The sequence below is a fragment of the Acinetobacter chinensis genome (assembly GCF_002165375.2).
GTDB classification, from domain to species: domain Bacteria; phylum Pseudomonadota; class Gammaproteobacteria; order Pseudomonadales; family Moraxellaceae; genus Acinetobacter; species Acinetobacter chinensis.
Map to the genome: position 1 here is coordinate 1069415 of NZ_CP032134.1, position 15588 is coordinate 1085002.

At 41.2% G+C, this 15588-nt stretch carries 16 protein-coding genes and 1 other RNA gene; 9 read left to right on the top strand and 8 right to left on the bottom strand.

All coding sequences use genetic code 11. The annotated features are described in order from the left end of the window. The first annotated feature begins 144 nt into the window (after positions 1-144). From mgtE to CDG60_RS05910, 3 genes are all read left to right on the top strand, one after another. A complete protein-coding gene (mgtE, locus tag CDG60_RS05900) occupies positions 145-1494 on the top strand; it encodes a magnesium transporter (protein ID WP_087513239.1) in 1350 nt (449 codons plus the stop codon). 72 nt (positions 1495-1566) lie between these two features. After that, complete coding sequence (locus CDG60_RS05905; protein ID WP_087513238.1) at positions 1567-2154, top strand: DUF4112 domain-containing protein; 588 nt, start codon at positions 1567-1569, stop codon at positions 2152-2154. Positions 2155-2229: 75 nt separating this feature from the next. Beyond that, positions 2230-2571 (top strand): DUF8817 family protein, encoded by a 342-nt coding sequence (locus CDG60_RS05910; protein WP_087513237.1) that lies wholly within the window; start codon positions 2230-2232, stop codon positions 2569-2571. A 50-nt stretch (positions 2572-2621) separates the two neighbouring features. Here the strand turns inward: CDG60_RS05910 and htpX are convergent, their stop codons facing one another. Next, the gene (gene htpX / locus CDG60_RS05915; RefSeq protein WP_087513236.1) at positions 2622-3527 is read right to left on the bottom strand and encodes a protease HtpX; all 906 of its coding nucleotides are present in this window, start codon (positions 3525-3527) and stop codon (positions 2622-2624) included. A gap of 113 nt (positions 3528-3640) precedes the next feature. Further along, entirely contained in the window at positions 3641-4495 is an 855-nt protein-coding gene (locus tag CDG60_RS05920; RefSeq protein ID WP_087513235.1) for a lytic transglycosylase domain-containing protein, read from the bottom strand. A 496-nt stretch (positions 4496-4991) separates the two neighbouring features. Between CDG60_RS05920 and ttcA the strand changes: the two genes are divergently transcribed. Together ttcA and CDG60_RS05930 are read left to right on the top strand one after the other, a co-directional pair. After that, positions 4992-5912: a tRNA 2-thiocytidine(32) synthetase TtcA gene (gene ttcA / locus CDG60_RS05925; protein ID WP_087513234.1), complete on the top strand. Its 921-nt coding sequence runs from the start codon at positions 4992-4994 to the stop codon at positions 5910-5912. Positions 5913-6115: 203 nt separating this feature from the next. Continuing rightward, positions 6116-6502, top strand: a complete 387-nt coding sequence (locus tag CDG60_RS05930) for an SCP2 sterol-binding domain-containing protein (protein WP_087513233.1) — start codon at positions 6116-6118, stop codon at positions 6500-6502. Between the two features lie 61 nt (positions 6503-6563). On the opposite strand, the gene CDG60_RS05935 is transcribed toward CDG60_RS05930, so the two are convergent. Continuing rightward, the gene (locus CDG60_RS05935) at positions 6564-7679 is read right to left on the bottom strand and encodes an MltF family protein (RefSeq protein WP_087513232.1); all 1116 of its coding nucleotides are present in this window, start codon (positions 7677-7679) and stop codon (positions 6564-6566) included. 613 nt (positions 7680-8292) lie between these two features. After that, complete coding sequence (greB, locus tag CDG60_RS05940) at positions 8293-8772, bottom strand: transcription elongation factor GreB (protein ID WP_087513231.1); 480 nt, start codon at positions 8770-8772, stop codon at positions 8293-8295. 318 nt (positions 8773-9090) lie between these two features. Between greB and CDG60_RS05945 the strand changes: the two genes are divergently transcribed. Further along, positions 9091-10275 carry an LEPR-XLL domain-containing protein gene (locus CDG60_RS05945; protein WP_087513230.1) on the top strand — a complete coding sequence of 395 codons (1185 nt, stop codon included), beginning with the start codon at positions 9091-9093 and terminating at the stop codon, positions 10273-10275. Between the two features lie 21 nt (positions 10276-10296). Next, complete coding sequence (locus tag CDG60_RS05950; protein ID WP_087513229.1) at positions 10297-11070, top strand: intein-containing protein; 774 nt, start codon at positions 10297-10299, stop codon at positions 11068-11070. 579 nt (positions 11071-11649) lie between these two features. Here the strand turns inward: CDG60_RS05950 and ssrS are convergent. From ssrS to CDG60_RS05965, 3 genes are all read right to left on the bottom strand, one after another. Beyond that, positions 11650-11831, bottom strand: a non-coding RNA gene (ssrS, locus tag CDG60_RS05955) — 6S RNA. Positions 11832-11921: 90 nt separating this feature from the next. Next, complete coding sequence (locus CDG60_RS05960; protein ID WP_087513228.1) at positions 11922-12206, bottom strand: cell division protein ZapA; 285 nt, start codon at positions 12204-12206, stop codon at positions 11922-11924. Then, positions 12203-12760 carry a hypothetical protein gene (locus CDG60_RS05965; protein ID WP_087513227.1) on the bottom strand — a complete coding sequence of 186 codons (558 nt, stop codon included), beginning with the start codon at positions 12758-12760 and terminating at the stop codon, positions 12203-12205. The genes CDG60_RS05960 and CDG60_RS05965 overlap by 4 nt, the downstream gene beginning before the upstream one ends. Positions 12761-12824: 64 nt before the next feature. Between CDG60_RS05965 and CDG60_RS05970 the strand changes: the two genes are divergently transcribed. Both CDG60_RS05970 and pepP read left to right on the top strand, forming a co-directional pair. Continuing rightward, on the top strand, positions 12825-13451 hold the full coding sequence (locus CDG60_RS05970) for a UPF0149 family protein (protein WP_087513226.1): 627 nt from the start codon (positions 12825-12827) through the stop codon (positions 13449-13451). Between the two features lie 82 nt (positions 13452-13533). Beyond that, positions 13534-14856, top strand: coding sequence for a Xaa-Pro aminopeptidase (gene pepP / locus CDG60_RS05975; protein ID WP_087513225.1), 1323 nt, complete (start codon positions 13534-13536; stop codon positions 14854-14856). 80 nt (positions 14857-14936) lie between these two features. On the opposite strand, the gene CDG60_RS05980 is transcribed toward pepP, so the two are convergent. After that, positions 14937-15548 (bottom strand): TetR/AcrR family transcriptional regulator, encoded by a 612-nt coding sequence (locus CDG60_RS05980; RefSeq protein WP_087513280.1) that lies wholly within the window; start codon positions 15546-15548, stop codon positions 14937-14939. Positions 15549-15588: the final 40 nt, after the last annotated feature.

A 15588-nucleotide genomic window follows, 5' to 3' on the forward strand; every position in this document is an offset into this window, starting at 1 on the left:
GCAAATGGACAGTCATAGTCGTAATTTTAGTTATTTAACTGATTTTTCAAACATAAATTCCATAAAGACAACCGTCAAAGAATTCTCTGTATAACCATTATCACAGTGTTCTTATGATTGGTTGATCAAAAATAAGGACACATGATGAGCTACAACAACTTCATATTTCTATTAAATGATGCATTGGAACATCAGCACATTCAGCGAGCACTGGATGCTGTTAAAACATTTAAAGCTGCAGACCTTGCAGATGTACTGACACAACTGCCACAGCAAAGCGGATTGCTGCTGCTTCAGCATTTGCCAGATCGGGCTTATATTTTCAGTTATTTAAAACCTGTGGAACAGGCTCGGTTTATGGCAGTGCTTGATCATAAACTGCTTGTGTCCCTGTTTGAAGACATGCCCTCCGACCGCCGTGTCGATGTTTTTAAACGGCTGAATACCGAACAGCAGAACACCCTGTTACCTGTCCTGGCTCAGGCAGAACGTGAAGATATCCGTAAACTGGCTGCCTATAAAGAAGGGACAGCTGGTGCAATCATGAGCTCTGAATACGCCACGCTGAAACCTGGTATGACCGTGATGGAAGCAATCAGAATGTTGCGGGAAGAAGCACCCGATACTGAAACCATTTACTTTGCTTATGTGCTGGACGATTTACGCAGACTGCTGGGCGTACTGTCCTTAAAGGAACTGATCCTGGGACGGGAAGATCAGAACATCAATGAACTGATGACCACAGATATTCTTCAGGCAAAGGTCAGTGATGATCAGGATGATGTGGCAAAACTGATTGCCCGTTACGATCTGCTTGCACTGCCTGTGGTTGATGATGCAGGCATTATGCTTGGAATTGTAACCTATGATGATGCAATGGATGTTGCAAGTGATGAAGCAACAGAAGACTTTTTAAAATCAGGGGCAATTCAGGCAGATGATAAGCTGAGTCTGAAAACTGCACCTGTGTTTCAGCTGTATCAGAAACGGGTTTACTGGCTGGTGATTCTGGTTTTTGGCAGTCTGCTGTCAGGGATCGGGATTGCTCACTTTGAAGATATTATTGCGGCGCACATCGTACTGGTGTTTTTTCTGCCCTTACTGGTGGGCAGTGGCGGTAACGCCGGCTCTCAGTCTGCAACCCTGATGGTCAGAGCACTAGCCACAGGTGATGTTCAGTTTAAAGACTGGTTCTATTTACTGGGCAGAGAAAGCCTGGTTGCACTGTGCTTAGGTGGCACAATGGCATTTGCAGTCTCTGTACTCGGTTATATCCGTGGCGATGAAATGGTCGCCCTGGTTCTGGCTTTAAGTATGATGGGAATCGTTATGCTGGGTTGTCTGATTGGGATGAGTCTGCCTTTTGTGCTGAATAAAATCGGGCTTGATCCTGCCAGTGCCTCTGCACCGCTGGTCACTTCCATCTGTGATGCAACAGGCGTACTCGTCTATCTCTTTATTGCTTCCCAGATTCTTTCAGGCGTTTCTGTCTGAATTATTTTTTTTATACAGATATTTATTGAATTTTCAGTAAAATTAACAGGAAATATGCAGAGAAATAAAAGAATGCCAGAGCCTTTACAGCAAAAAAAATTATCAACCCAGGAAGTGATCAGGCTTGAACGGGATCTTGCAAAATTTGCCAATATGATGGACTCCGTAGTCCGCATTCCATTTACTAAACAGGGAGTAGGGGCAGATGCAGCACTCAGTACGATACCTGTTGCCGGTGATGTCGCAGGTTTTGCCCTGACCTGTTATGCCGTGTTCAAGGCAAAGCAGATCGGTGTGCCACAGGCGAAACTGAATGGTGTGATGAAACTGGCAGCAATGGATGCTGTGGTTGGGTTTATTCCCTTTGTTGGAACCATATTTGATATTTTTATCCGTCCAAGCCGCAAAGCACTGGATGTTGTTCATGAACATATCCGGACTGAATATCAGATTCAAAGCGAAGACCATGTTGTTCATCCATTTCTGCATGAAAAACTGGAACAGAAACAGCAGAATTCTGCCTTCTGGCGCAACCCCGTGGTTGCATGGTGTTGGCTTCATATCCCGGATCTGCTGGGGCTGATTGTACTGGTGTGTATAGCTGCGGCTGCATGGTTTGGAATTTCCATGTTATGGGAATGGTACCAGGGAGTGAAATAAACTGAACAGATCCTGTGTTGAAACAGTCAGACAGTCATGGAAGGCATCTCCAAAAATTAAAAAACAGGGAAGAAAATGATTACAGCAAATTTACCGGCAATAGATTTTGAGCAGACACAGCGTTTTTATGAACACTTAGGATTTGAATGTGACTATCGTTCAGATGAATGGATGATTATGAACCGCGATGGCATGTTGCTTGAATTTTTCCATCATCCAGAGCTTGACCCGAAACAGTCATGGCACAGTGCCTGTATCCGTGTGGAAAATATGGAACATTATTTTCAGGAATGGAAAACTGTGGCGTGGCAGAATTTTTCAGGTGCAGCCATTACAGAGATTGAACATCTGGATGAAATCAGCCTGTTCTGTGTTATAGATATGAATGGCAGTCTTTTGCGCTGCATTCAGCAATAAAAAAAGCCTCAGACTGAGGCTTTTTTTATTATTTCAAACAGAATAATAACTTAAGGGCAGTTCAGTTGCTGCAGAGCGGCAACACGCTGCTCAATTGTAGGGTGGGTCTGGAAAAGAGCAGCCAGGCTGAAACCCTGTTCCTTACCTTCCGCAATCGCAAAGGCTTTCATTTCTTTAGGCATCTGATCAGGCATTTCTGATTCTGCCTGTAAACGCAATAATGCAGAAATCATGGCCTGTTTACCTGCCAGACGTGCACCTGCCTCATCTGCACGGTATTCACGGTAGCGTGAGAACCACATCACAATTGCTGACGCCAGAATACCGAATACGATATCAAGGACAATGGTAATACCGAAATAAGCCAGTCCTGGTGCTTCACCATCTTCACGACCAAATACGTTACGGTCAATAAAGTCACCGACTACACGTGCAAAGAACATTACAAAGGCGTTGACCACACCCTGAACCAGGGCAAGTGTCACCATATCACCGTTTGCAACGTGCCCGATTTCGTGGGCAAGTACTGCACGCAGTTCATCTTTGTTCATGCGCTCAAGCAGTCCTGTGGAAACGGCAACGAGTGCATCGTTTTTATTCCACCCTGTTGCAAAGGCATTGGACTGATATGAAGGGAAAATACCGACTTCAGGCATATTGATACCTGAACGTTGCGCCAGCTGGGCAACTTCCTGCACGAGCCATGCTTCTGCCTGGTTGCGTGGAGCATTCGGGTCAATGAGTTCAGTGCCAGTTGATTTTTTCGCCATCCATTTAGACATGAACAGGGAAATTAAAGAGCCAACCATACCAAAAACAAAACAGATGACTAACAGGTTGCCCAGATTCAGACCACCAGCGCCATGATAACTACCGACACCGAAGAGCGACAGAATAATGCCAGCTACAACCAGTACCGCGAGGTTGGTTAGCAAAAACAAACCAATCCGCATCATTGAGAAAACCCTCTTATGATAAAAAAATAATCTGATTTATTAATTACAAATCATAAAGGTCAATATGCGGTGTAAAACCCAAAAATTCAAGCAGAAAAATATAAAAATCTGGATCAGTCTGTAATGGAAATTTTAGCAGATGCCATCGCATTTGCTGTTGCATAAGAACCTGCAGGCGCATCTGTAAAACTGCCATCTTCAGAAACGATAATCTGACGCTGTGATGAATTTCGTGATGAGCTGGCTGCTTTGGTGTTCTCCGAGTTATGACTGGACTGAGCAATGATCTGAGGAGATGCTGTGCCGCCTGAAGCGGAAATGATACCGCCTGAATACAGATTGCTTAAACGGCTGGACACCCGGCGTACATAATCCTGAGTTTCACGGAAAGGGGGAATGCCACCGTATTTATCGACATTGCCTTCGCCAGCATTATATGCAGCAAGAGCGAGTGAAGTGTTGTTGTTGAATCGTTTCAGTAACCAGCTGAGATAACGTGCTCCCCCCATAATATTCTGATGAGGGTCGTATGCATTTGAAACATTAAAACGTCGTGCAGTTGCAGGCATCAGCTGCATCAGCCCCTGGGCACCGACTGGAGAGCGTGCATTACTGTTAAAGCCAGATTCTGTATGCATCACAGCTTTGATCAGACCCTCAGAAACACCGTGCTGTAAAGCTGCCTGCTTAATAATGGAATCAAAAGCATTTTTATTGCGGCTGTAACTGGGCAGTACAGAAGCTTCGCTTGAGCCCCAGTTACTGTAAGAATGAATATTGCTGTCCGGATAATAAGTGACTTTCACCCTTTTTAAGGACTGATCAGCACTTTTACGGTTTGTCAGCAGGGTACTGCCGTTTTTATCTTTATAAATGTAAATCTGACCGGCATGCGTATTTTCAGTTACAAACAGAACTGAACTGGCACCCAGTAAAAACAGACAAGAAAAGTCAAAAATTTTTTTCATTGTAGTAAGAATAAAATTCTGTCCCCGAACATTAAAAAGGAGTGTATCAGAAAAACTGGGGATGAAAAATATATCCACACCAAGTCAACCCTTGCTTTGAAAAAATCAAGTCTGTTTGTCTTCTAATTAATCAAAAAAAAATTAATATTTTTTTTAATCGGCATAACTTGACACATTTAAGTTGCTGATATTTAATCAAAAATAAATTGATCAAAAAATGATCAATTTAAATAAAACCCTTACTTGCAGGGGGCAGCAACTTGTCAAGTGATTTAGAATCCACAAAGTTATCCACAGCTTTTGTGGACAACTGTGGAAAAGTCCAAAAGATAAGCATCTGGGGCAAAAAATGAACGCGAAAGTCCATTTTATCATTTCAAAAAATACAGCTATATGACAAATGAATTGTCATTTTCAAAATTACATTCTTTTGGTGCGCAGCGAAGATGAATCGGCTAAAATTGCGCAGTAATTTTTTTATGGGTTAATCGCGTCTATGTATTCGCCAGTTGAATCCACTCAGGGATTTAATTTTAAACCGGAACTGCCTACAAGCTCTGCCTATTACCGTCTGCTGAAAAAGCTGCGTCGCCAGGTGGGTCACGCTATCCGTGACTTTAAAATGATTGAGGAAGGTGACAAAGTCATGGTTTGTATTTCCGGGGGGAAAGACAGTTATACCCTGCTGGATATCATGCTTCAGTTCAAACGGATTGCTCCGATTAACTTTGATGTGGTTGCGGTCAACCTGGATCAGAAGCAGCCGGGCTTTCCTGAAGATGTTTTACCCCGTTATCTGGAAGAAAATAATATTCCTTATTATATTCTGGAAAAAGATACTTACAGCATTACCAAACGTCTGACACCAGAAGGCAAGACATACTGTGCCGTATGTTCACGACTGCGCCGTGGTTCGCTTTATGGTTTTGCTCAGGAAATCGGGGCAACTAAAGTTGCGCTTGGTCATCACCGTGACGACATTCTGGCAACTTTTTTCCTGAATCTGTTTCATGGTGGCAGTCTGAAAGCGATGCCGCCTAAACTGCTGTCTTCAGATAAGAAAAACATTCTGATCCGACCACTGGCTTATGTGGAAGAAAAAGACATTATCAAATATGCAGAAATGCGTAAGTTCCCGATCATTCCATGTAACCTGTGTGGTTCGCAGGAAAATCTGCAGCGTGCCATTTTAAATGACATGTTACGGGACTGGGATAAACAGTATCCGAAACGTCTGCACAGCATCTTTGGTGCGCTGCAGAATGTGTCACCATCACAGTTGGCTGACCGTGAACTGTTCGATTTTGAAAGACTGGATGAACAGCGTGAGTTTGATTTCAATGAAAGCTGTTCAACTGAAAATCCAGAACAGGACAAGCGGATCAATATGGTCAATTTAGGCTTTGCTGCTGAGTAATCTGTCTGTACAGAAGCTGCCGGCAGGGCAGTTTCTGTATTATTTTACTGAATTAAAACAATATTATTAAAAATTGAACGCTCCGTACAAAAAACTTTATGCCTAAACGGGCTTTACATGCTATAACAAGTCACGAGCCAACTGCTTACTCAGATGTTGTCTGGAGAGACGACACAAAACGAACTAAAAATTGAGGAAAGAACATGCCTGCTTTTTTAACTGATGACTGGTTTTCAACTGTAGAAACTTTAACTGCTCAGGCGGGCGATCTGAACCTGCCACCAGCACTTTCAGGCCTTGCAATTAACCTTGTTGTAGCAGATGCATCTGGAAATACAGAATTAGCACTGGATGGCGGTGCAATTAAAAAAGGTTTGTCTTCAAATGCGAAAACAACACTGAATATGGATGCAGAAACACTTCGTAAAGTATTCCTTGAGTTTGATATGGCTGCTGCTATGCAGGCATTCATGACAGGTAAAATAAAAGTTCAGGGTGATATGTCTCAGTTGATGGCATTACAGACTGCTAAACCAAGTCAGGAACAGAAAGACCTGTTCAAAAAAGTACTGGAACAGACAACTGCATAATTTTCAGTTGCTGAATTTAAAAAAGCTTACCATTCGGTAAGCTTTTTTTGTGCCTGCAGCTTTAGATATTGACCAGTTGAGGCGTGGTTTTAATATGTTCCAGGTAAGCCCTGATACGGGTTACATACTGGAGCGCCTGGCGGTAACGTGAGTTACTGACCTTGTTACGTTCAAGGTAAGCATACATATTTACCCACTGATCAGGATTTTTCCCCTGAGCTTTCAGACGCTTCTGAATCTGACCAACGGCACCAGGACCCATGTTGTAAGCAACCAGGGCGTACCAGTTACGGTCAGGGAAAGGAATGTTCTCATACCTGTCCAGCATCAGATCATAGTATTTTGCACCACCCTGAATACTCTGGGATGGATCATTACGGTCTGTGACACCCATTGCTTTGGCGGTATTGTTGGTCAGCATCATTAGACCACGGACACCAGTGGGAGAAATGGAGTCGGGTTTAAGATAGGATTCCTGATAACCAATCGCTGCCAGTAAATGCCAGTCAAGATCATATTGCTTGGCAGTACGTTTAAAGCTTGCCTTATAAACAGGCATACGCTTTTTCAGATCCTGTTGAATAGTGTCCCATGCTTCTTCTTTTACAACGTTACGGTTGTAGAAAGAAGCCAGCTGGTTGATTGAACCATTCTGTTTACCACGGCAGATGAAAGCATTGGCTGTCTGAGATAAAGGATCGTCAGCATTTTTGAATACCCAGTTTAATCCGGTATTCAGACCATTTTTTTCCAGTGTAACAAACTCACCGCATGTTGCAGAGAAAGAAGACAGATGCTTCTGTTCAATACTCTGGATGCTGGCAGTGGTCATGGCAAAACTGGCTTTACCCTGTGAAACCAGTTTCAGCGCGGCTGCATTGGTTTCTACCGTCTGAAAGTCCAGCTGAACATTCAGGCTGTCTGCATAGTTACGGACCAGGTCGTAACCAAAACCGTGTAAGTGCTGACCTTCACGAAATACTGTGGTGGGTGATTCAACAGCAACAACAGTCAGTTTATTGCTGTTCACAACAGTATCAAACTGATGTGCTGTCTTGCTTGCATTCAAGCTGTGAAATGGAAAAAGTACAGTACTTAAAGCAAGTGCTTTTAACGCGATCGAAGAAGAAAAGGTATTAAGGCAAAGCCTCGACCCAGTTGTTGAACTACTGTGCATGTTGTCTCCGCTACAAGTAATTTATGCCCTAAAAAGCGCAGACAACATGTCTGATCTTTTTCAAGTTGAATAAATCCAGTATTAGGGGTGGGCAGTCATGACGTCATTCTGAATGACATGGGGTTGAAAGATGATTGTGTAGTAAATCTACACAGATGAAAGGTTATTTCAGAGTAAATAGTGAGTGCATAATAAAGATGAAAAAACTCTCTGTCAAATTTTGTACATAATTTATGAGAAACATGTAACTTAATCGATTAAAAATAATAATAAAACAGGTTTATACAGGGTGGTTGTGAATAAACGAAGAACGTTGTTTATTTTTCCTGTAAAAGCCCGAGAAGTGATAGGGAATATGCATCATGTAATCCATCTTAAGTACAGGCAGAAGAATATTGGAAAAGTGTATGGAAAGACTGTATTTAAAGGGTGTCATAAAAGATGCGATGGGGTGATAAAAATAATTTTCACCCCATGATTCTGCATCTGGTAGATCTGATAATGGTTGCTGAAAACGGGTGTTTTTTATTCACTGAATATGCTGTTGACTGAGCGGTCAGGGATAAAAATAAAACAGAAAAATATTTTTTGAAATAAGTGCTTCAAATCTTGTTTATGACGTTTTTTCATAGATGATCTGAGTCAGATACCAGTTTTTTTTGCCATGAGGGGTATGAACCTGTATTTCATCATCAACTGCTTTGCCCAGACATGCTTTTGCTATAGGAGACTGTAAAGAAATATAGTCTTTACGCCCATAAATTTCTTCATCACCCACAATGCGGAATTTGACAGTTTCGCCATCATCGTTTTCAAGCTCAACCCATGCACCAAAATAGGCTTTTCCATCCTGTTCAGGGCTGTATTCAACTTTATGAGCGACTTCAAAGAGTTTGGTTAAGAATCTGATTCTACGGTCAATTTCACGGAGTTTTCTTTTATTATAGTGGTAGTCAGCGTTTTCTGAACGGTCTCCGAGGCTTGCAGCCCAGGACACGATTTTGGTGATCTCAGGGCGTTCTTTACGGACCAGGTCATTCAATTCATTCTGTAAGCGTTGATAACCTTCAGCGGTCAGCAATTTACGGTTCAAAATAAAACTCCTGTTCTTTCCATAATTGAAGCTGTTTGGCCTGTGTCTGTATAAAAATAATGTACGAGCTGATTTCAGCTCAGACCTGATTGTAAAACATTCTGAAATGATCAGACACAGTTGTACTGCATATATTTTCAGTTATGAAAATTATGGATCGGAAGGGCTTTGTTGAAGTAAGACTTCAAGAAAGGGTTATGTAACAAAGTCGTATAGATATAATTATACTTAAAAATAAATTGATTGATAAATAGACGGTAATTACAATAATATTAATAAAACCATTGTTTTAAAACAAATTTTTAAAAATATGGGGGGATGAGTCGCAATAATAAACATGCAGTTAATGAACAAATGTGGACAATTAAGCAGCTGGAACCAAAGTTACTATTATCAGCTGACTTAATGTCAGGAAAACATGAAATAACAGGAAATATTGAAAAATCTGGTGAGCAGAAGCAATATGAATTTATCGTTACTGAAAAAACAAAATTTATCATTGATATAACAAAGTCTTTAGAGGAACAGGCTAAAAATACTGTTACTTTGTTTAATGATATTTTAATGGTTGCACGAAATAGTATTTATGATAAGAAAGCCTCGATTGCACTGGATATTAAAAATAATATTGAAAGTCTGGAAGAGTTGATAACCAAACATAGTAGGGATGATTTATTTGGCGACCCAATGTGGAAAAAGATGATTGATGATGTATTTGATAGAAATCAATTAGAACAAAAAATACCTTATGCCACATCATGTTTTGTTGCTGGCACAGTGGTACATACTGATAAAGGTTTGGTACCAATTGAGCAACTTAAAGTAGGCGATATGGTATTGTCTATGCTAGAAAGTGGGTCTACTAAAGACAAGGCCTATAAACGTGTCGTTAAAACCTTTAAATCAAAACAAAAACAACTAATTATGTCGCCAGTAGGTGATATCTATTGTACGGATAACCATCCATTTGGGACAAAAGATGAAGGGTGGAAAGCTGCTAAGATTCTAGACATGAATACAGATCTAGTGTATGCGCTTGGTATGGATTGTGCAGGCTGTTATGATTATCCGCAGTATGTAACAAATGGAAAAGGTTATTGGCGAGATCTATATGAGATAGGCGGGCTTTATCTATTACCTACCCCTATAGAGGGTGTAGCTGTTTGTCTGGAATCAAATGACTATAATATTAGAAGTGAAAATCATGCTTCATTGATAGATTTTAGAAATGGCCAACAACAATATATATATTCTGATGAAGGATTTAGTGATTTATATGAGTTGAGTCCTGATAAATATAGTGAAGTTGCAAAGGATATTTATAGTCATATTTTTTATGATGCATTATCAGGGGAGGGAGTTGGTGAGCCATTTTCTGATTATGTCTATAATATTGAAGTAGAGGACTATCACACTTATTTTGTTGGGGAATATGGATATTGGGTACACAATGCCAATTGTCAGCAGGTAGTTAAAGAAATAGTTACCAAAACAAGGATATAGCGGTGATGCACTTAATAGAAAATGATTGATGATGCACTTAATATGAGCGAATTAAGATTAGAGACCAAGCATATTCGATGCTTCCCAGCAGGAACTTTGGTACACACTGATAAAGGTTTAGTTCCAATTCAAAATATTAAAGTTGGAGATATGGTTTTATCTCGTCCTGAATGGGGTGGGAAAGATGCGCCAACGGAATATAAACGTGTGACAAGAGCTTTTTGTTCAGGGGAAGATGAGTTAATAAGATTAAGTTGTCAGCGTGACAGCGAATATGATGGGTGGGATGCACCTATTTATATTGAGTTTATGACACCAAATCATCCGATTTGGGTGGAATCTTTAAAAGAATGGATTCCCGCTTCCGATCTTGAAATTGGAACGTTATTATCGAGCATTGATAATCTGGATAATTTACGAATTCTGTCGATAGAGCCTGTCTATAAAAGTTATAAAGATGAAAATATTGTAGTAGGTTGTTGTCATGAACTTTCTTATGGGGGAGAACAGCAACTATTGGACATGCTGATTCAGTTTGATAAAGATAATTTATTGATTGAAAAAAATTATATGTCAAATTATGAAATTTCGGAATCTAATCGAATCAAGTATGATTTAGAAGTTTCAGAGAAATTTTTTGATAATTATAAAAATAACAGGGTTTGGGATAGGGAGTTAAAAGTACCTGTTTATAATATAGAGGTTGAGGAAAATCATACCTATTTTATCGGTCGTAATGGGATTTGGGTACATAATACCAACTGTACCGCCGGCATTTCTGGTACGATTGATTAAATACGCTAAGATGGAACATTGAAATCTGAGCGATTAGAGCCTAACGATACTGATACCTGCGGTACACTTTTTGACAAAGTGTGAATTGGATATACAGTTGATTGGTGATGATATTGCATTGAAGTAAGCGTATAAAGATGTTCTTCACAATATTCCTATAGCAACAAAAGTACCACAAGGAATGGTAGTGTGGTTAAAAAGTAAATATCCATAAATCTATAGAAATGGTGGGTTTGTTGGAACTCAGGTAACTAACAGATTTGATGGAACTGCAACTGGTTTAAAGCAATCAGGTGTGTATCATGAAATGACTACTTCTGGCTTTGTTGGTACTAAAACCAATAGTCAAATTGAGTTATCAATTGTACTTAAAGAAGAAGATGCCCTGTTTAAAGAGGACAAAGGGATAATTTAATACGTGACTTACAACCACGTGTCATACAGTCCGAAAATTTCAAGCTGGATTAAGCGATGCGAACTTCGGTATACATGGAGTATACAAAAGTCTAAAAAATGAAAATTGATTGGGTGGGGATTTGATAAATTTTGATCATGATTGTTATAAGACAATCACTTAAAAGCACTCCGGAGATGCCGCTGCATGTCGTTACCCTGAACCCGAAGAAGTTCAAGGGGGACGCGACGTATACTTGCTGGGTTTCCCACACGAAGATGGGCATACGCTCTAAATATACAGAACACATCCGTAAGTTTAAGTATCGGCAGGGATATAGACGCGCTGGCAAACACCCCAGAGTTGCATTCAGTATAACCTGTATTGAGCAGGAGGCAAATCCCTGGAGGAAATGATTTATCTGTCGCATGTTCATGTGAACATGCTTTGATCAGTTTCAGGTCAGTTGTTCTACATCTTCAAGAATGGTGTTCAGCAGGCGTTCGCAATGCTCGTATTCCTGAATGGTTTTATTCATGGATAACACGTCCTGCATCATTTCCAGGGCAACCATGATGATCAGCTTACTTGGTTCCATGCGAGGTGCTTTCTGGCGAAAATCATCGTATTTTTCATTCAGTAACTGCGCTGCACGTTCCAGTTCAGGTTTTTTATCTTCTGTGGTGGCAAGGCGGAAACTGTGTCCAAGCACACGCAGTTCTACAGGAATCTGTTCACTCATGATTCTATCTCTTCATTGGCTTCGGCAGGATGGGCAAGTTGCTGAATTTCCTGAGCATGCTGATCCTGAGCAGTACCTAAAATAGATAAGCGCTGAATAATGGCTTCAACTTTCGCTTTGGCATGTTCATTTTTTTGTAACAATCTTTCACGTTCCAGTTTCAGATTCTGAATTTCCTGTTGAGCATGACGCTGTTCATTCTGCATCTGCTCTTTAAGCATGCGCAGTTCATTGCGTTCAGCAAGAATTTCCTGGAAACGGTTTTTCAGGTCAGTGCAGCTTTTCTCAAGCCGACTGTAACGGTCTGCAAGCGCAGTCGCATCTGTATTGAGCTGTTTCAGCTGATCCTGAGAGGTTTTCAGCTGATCAGACAGCGTATCAACTTCTTCCTGTTTATGGGTGATGATACTGTTCTTTTGAGCGATCTGGCTGTGGTGCTGCTCAGCAGACGTATCTTTATCGTTCAGAAGTGTACGGTTTTCATTCTCATACTGAGAAAGTCGCGTTTTTAAAACGCCAATGTGCGCCTGTAGACGCTGTAATTCTTCTAACATATCGTGGTCGCACAGTATTGCAAACAAAGGTAATATATAAGAAGTATAGAGATTGGATAAGCGAATGCAAGACGATATTTCAGGTTGGTCCGAATGGAACCGCAATTTTTCCTCAATTGAGGAGATTTCAAGCCCAAGTGAGTTACATGGTCTGTTAACAGGTATAGTTTGTGTGACAAATACACCTTCAAGAGAAGAGTGGCAACAGATATTAAATACGCTTGAAGTTCCGGAACTGAATGAAGAAGCTCTGGATATCCTTAGTGATGAAGCGGAAGATGTTGCTCATGCACTGTCGGAAGATGAACTGGATTATCTGCCGTTGTTACCTGATGATGAACATGTGCTCGCTGACCGTGTCCAGGCACTTGCTGACTGGTGTGCAGGCGTAGTGCTGGGATTTGGACTGGCCTCAGGACATATCCGTCAGGATGAAATGGAACTGATTGAACATCTGCAGGACGTTGCAGCGGTTGAATTTGAAGAAAGTGACAATGATGAAGAAGGCGAAGAAAGCTATCAGGAACTGTATGAGTTTGTACGCCTGATTCCTGTCAGTCTTTCTTTGGGGCGCAAGAAAATTCCTGTCGATGAAAGCTCTTTGCTGAAAAACTTTTCTGCAAGATCTAAAGTTGCTGTTGAAGATAAAGCAGCAGTGGTGGAAATGTTTACGCCACATCGACCAAGCTGAAACTGAATGGAATAACCTGTCTGCAATATGGCCGGTTATTCCTCTATATATATTAAATTTTTAAAAATGATGAAGTGCTTTAATGAAGAAACTGACTCAGGCAGATTTTAAGGAACGTCGCGACCGCCTTGCTGAAGAAATGGGTCCCCACAGTATTGCCGTCATTGCAACCAGTCCTGTTGCCATGCGTAACCGCGATGCCGATTATAAATTCCGTGCTGACAGCAGTTTTTTCTGGCTGACGGGATTTGCAGAACCTGAGGCAGTTGCTGTCATTGAAACTTACGAATCCATAGATGAGGGTTATACCTACAGTCTGTTCTGCCGTGAACGTAACCGTGAAATGGAAATCTGGAATGGCTACCGTGCCGGTGTGGATGGTGCTGTGGATGACTTTGAAGCAGATGAAGCCTATGCGATAGATCTGCTGGATGAGGAAATTCAGGAAAAACTTCAGAACAAGGCGAAACTTTTTTATCGTATTGGTCAGCAGGCTGCCTTTGATGCGCGTGTCGCAGGATGGATTGCAAAAGCCAGTGGTGAATCCAGACGTGGTACTTCAGCACCTGCTAAGATTGTACAGCTGGACCGTATTATTGATGAGCTTCGCCTGCATAAAACCGAGCAGGAACTGGAACTGATGCAGATTGCATCTGATATTTCCGCAGAAGCGCATACCCGTGCGATGCAGACTGTAAAACCAGGCATGATGGAATATGCTCTGGAAGCTGAACTCAATTATATTTTTGGTAAAAACGGCTGTGTACCGTCTTATAACAGCATTGTGGGTGGTGGGGAAAATGCCTGCATTCTGCATTATGTTGAAAATGATAAAGTGCTGAAAGACGGTGATCTGGTACTGATTGATGCAGCCTGCGAGTATCAGCTGTATGCCTCTGACATTACCCGTACTTTTCCGGTCAACGGTAAGTTCAGTTCTGAACAGAAAGCGCTGTATAACGTGGTTCTGGATTCGCAGATTGCTGCGATCAATGCGGTTCAGATTGGAAATTCATATAAAGAGCCGCATAACGTAGCTGTACGTATCCTGGTTCAGGGCTTGCTTGATCTTGGTATTATGCAGGGCAACATCGATGAAATTATTGAAAAAGAAGCTTATCGTCAGTTTTATATGCATGGTACAGGGCACTGGCTTGGCATGGATGTGCATGATGTAGGTACATACAAACTGGATGGTGAATGGCGTGCCTATGAAGAGGGTATGGTTGTCACCGTGGAGCCAGGTCTGTATATCGCACCGGATGATGAAACGGTGGATGTGAAATGGCGTGGTATCGGTATCCGTATTGAAGATGATGTGGTGGCGACAGAAAATGGTCCACGTGTTTTAACAGCTGCGGTAGTGAAATCTGTAGAAGAGATTGAAGCCTTAATGGCGAAATAATCTGAAATGAAATAAAAAGCCGGTCAGATGACCGGCTTTTTATTTATAAAATTTTTCATGTCAGCTCAGTTTTTTAAAAATCAACCCGTTTCCAGTGTCGCCAAAACCTGATCAATCATATTTTCACGGTCAATCTCAGACAGGTCATCAAACTGACCATCGACCAGTAAATGACTTAAACCATGCACCACACTCCATGATTTAACTGCAAGCACTTTGGCTCTGGCATCATCTACAGATACATTTAAGGTGTTGGCAATCGCATATAGCATCCCTGTATAAGCCAGATTTGCCATCGCTTTTAAATTCTCATCGGCTTGAGTCACAGCAAAACGACCATACATTAAACGAAACAGCGCAGGATGCTTGATCGCAAAATAAATATATTGTTTCCCAGACAGAATAAATCCTTGCTTAGCATCCTGCGCCTGTTGGATGGATTGCCCTTGTAAAGTTAATAATTTTTCAAAACCATGAATCGCCATCGCGATCAATAATTCTTCTTTATTGGCAAAATGCCGATAAACGGAATTTGCAGAAACGCCAATAATTCGGGTCAATTCACGCATACTGAACTCAGTTCCCTGAGAAGACTCCAATAAAATCAAGCCTTGCGTCAATAAAGTTTCACGCAGATTGCCATGATGATACGTTGAAATTGAATCGACGATTTTTTTATTCAATGTTGACACCGTGAACATTAATGTTATAAATTAAATGTGACTGCTGTAC

Bases quoted from the DNA above. Each gene is read 5' to 3' on its own strand.
- pepP (WP_087513225.1), top strand. From the start codon at position 13,534: ATGAAGAAACTGACTCAGGCAGATTTTAAGGAACGTCGCGACCGCCTT.
- CDG60_RS05960 (WP_087513228.1), bottom strand. From the start codon at position 12,206: ATGAGTGAACAGATTCCTGTAGAACTGCGTGTGCTTGGACACAGTTTC.
- CDG60_RS05930 (WP_087513233.1), top strand. From the start codon at position 6,116: ATGCCTGCTTTTTTAACTGATGACTGGTTTTCAACTGTAGAAACTTTA.
- CDG60_RS05935 (WP_087513232.1), bottom strand. From the start codon at position 7,679: ATGCACAGTAGTTCAACAACTGGGTCGAGGCTTTGCCTTAATACCTTT.
- mgtE (WP_087513239.1), top strand. From the start codon at position 145: ATGAGCTACAACAACTTCATATTTCTATTAAATGATGCATTGGAACAT.
- CDG60_RS05950 (WP_087513229.1), top strand. From the start codon at position 10,297: ATGATTGATGATGCACTTAATATGAGCGAATTAAGATTAGAGACCAAG.
- CDG60_RS05905 (WP_087513238.1), top strand. From the start codon at position 1,567: ATGCCAGAGCCTTTACAGCAAAAAAAATTATCAACCCAGGAAGTGATC.
- ttcA (WP_087513234.1), top strand. From the start codon at position 4,992: ATGTATTCGCCAGTTGAATCCACTCAGGGATTTAATTTTAAACCGGAA.
- CDG60_RS05910 (WP_087513237.1), top strand. From the start codon at position 2,230: ATGATTACAGCAAATTTACCGGCAATAGATTTTGAGCAGACACAGCGT.
- htpX (WP_087513236.1), bottom strand. From the start codon at position 3,527: ATGATGCGGATTGGTTTGTTTTTGCTAACCAACCTCGCGGTACTGGTT.
- CDG60_RS05920 (WP_087513235.1), bottom strand. From the start codon at position 4,495: ATGAAAAAAATTTTTGACTTTTCTTGTCTGTTTTTACTGGGTGCCAGT.
- CDG60_RS05965 (WP_087513227.1), bottom strand. From the start codon at position 12,760: ATGTTAGAAGAATTACAGCGTCTACAGGCGCACATTGGCGTTTTAAAA.
- CDG60_RS05970 (WP_087513226.1), top strand. From the start codon at position 12,825: ATGCAAGACGATATTTCAGGTTGGTCCGAATGGAACCGCAATTTTTCC.
- CDG60_RS05945 (WP_087513230.1), top strand. From the start codon at position 9,091: ATGAGTCGCAATAATAAACATGCAGTTAATGAACAAATGTGGACAATT.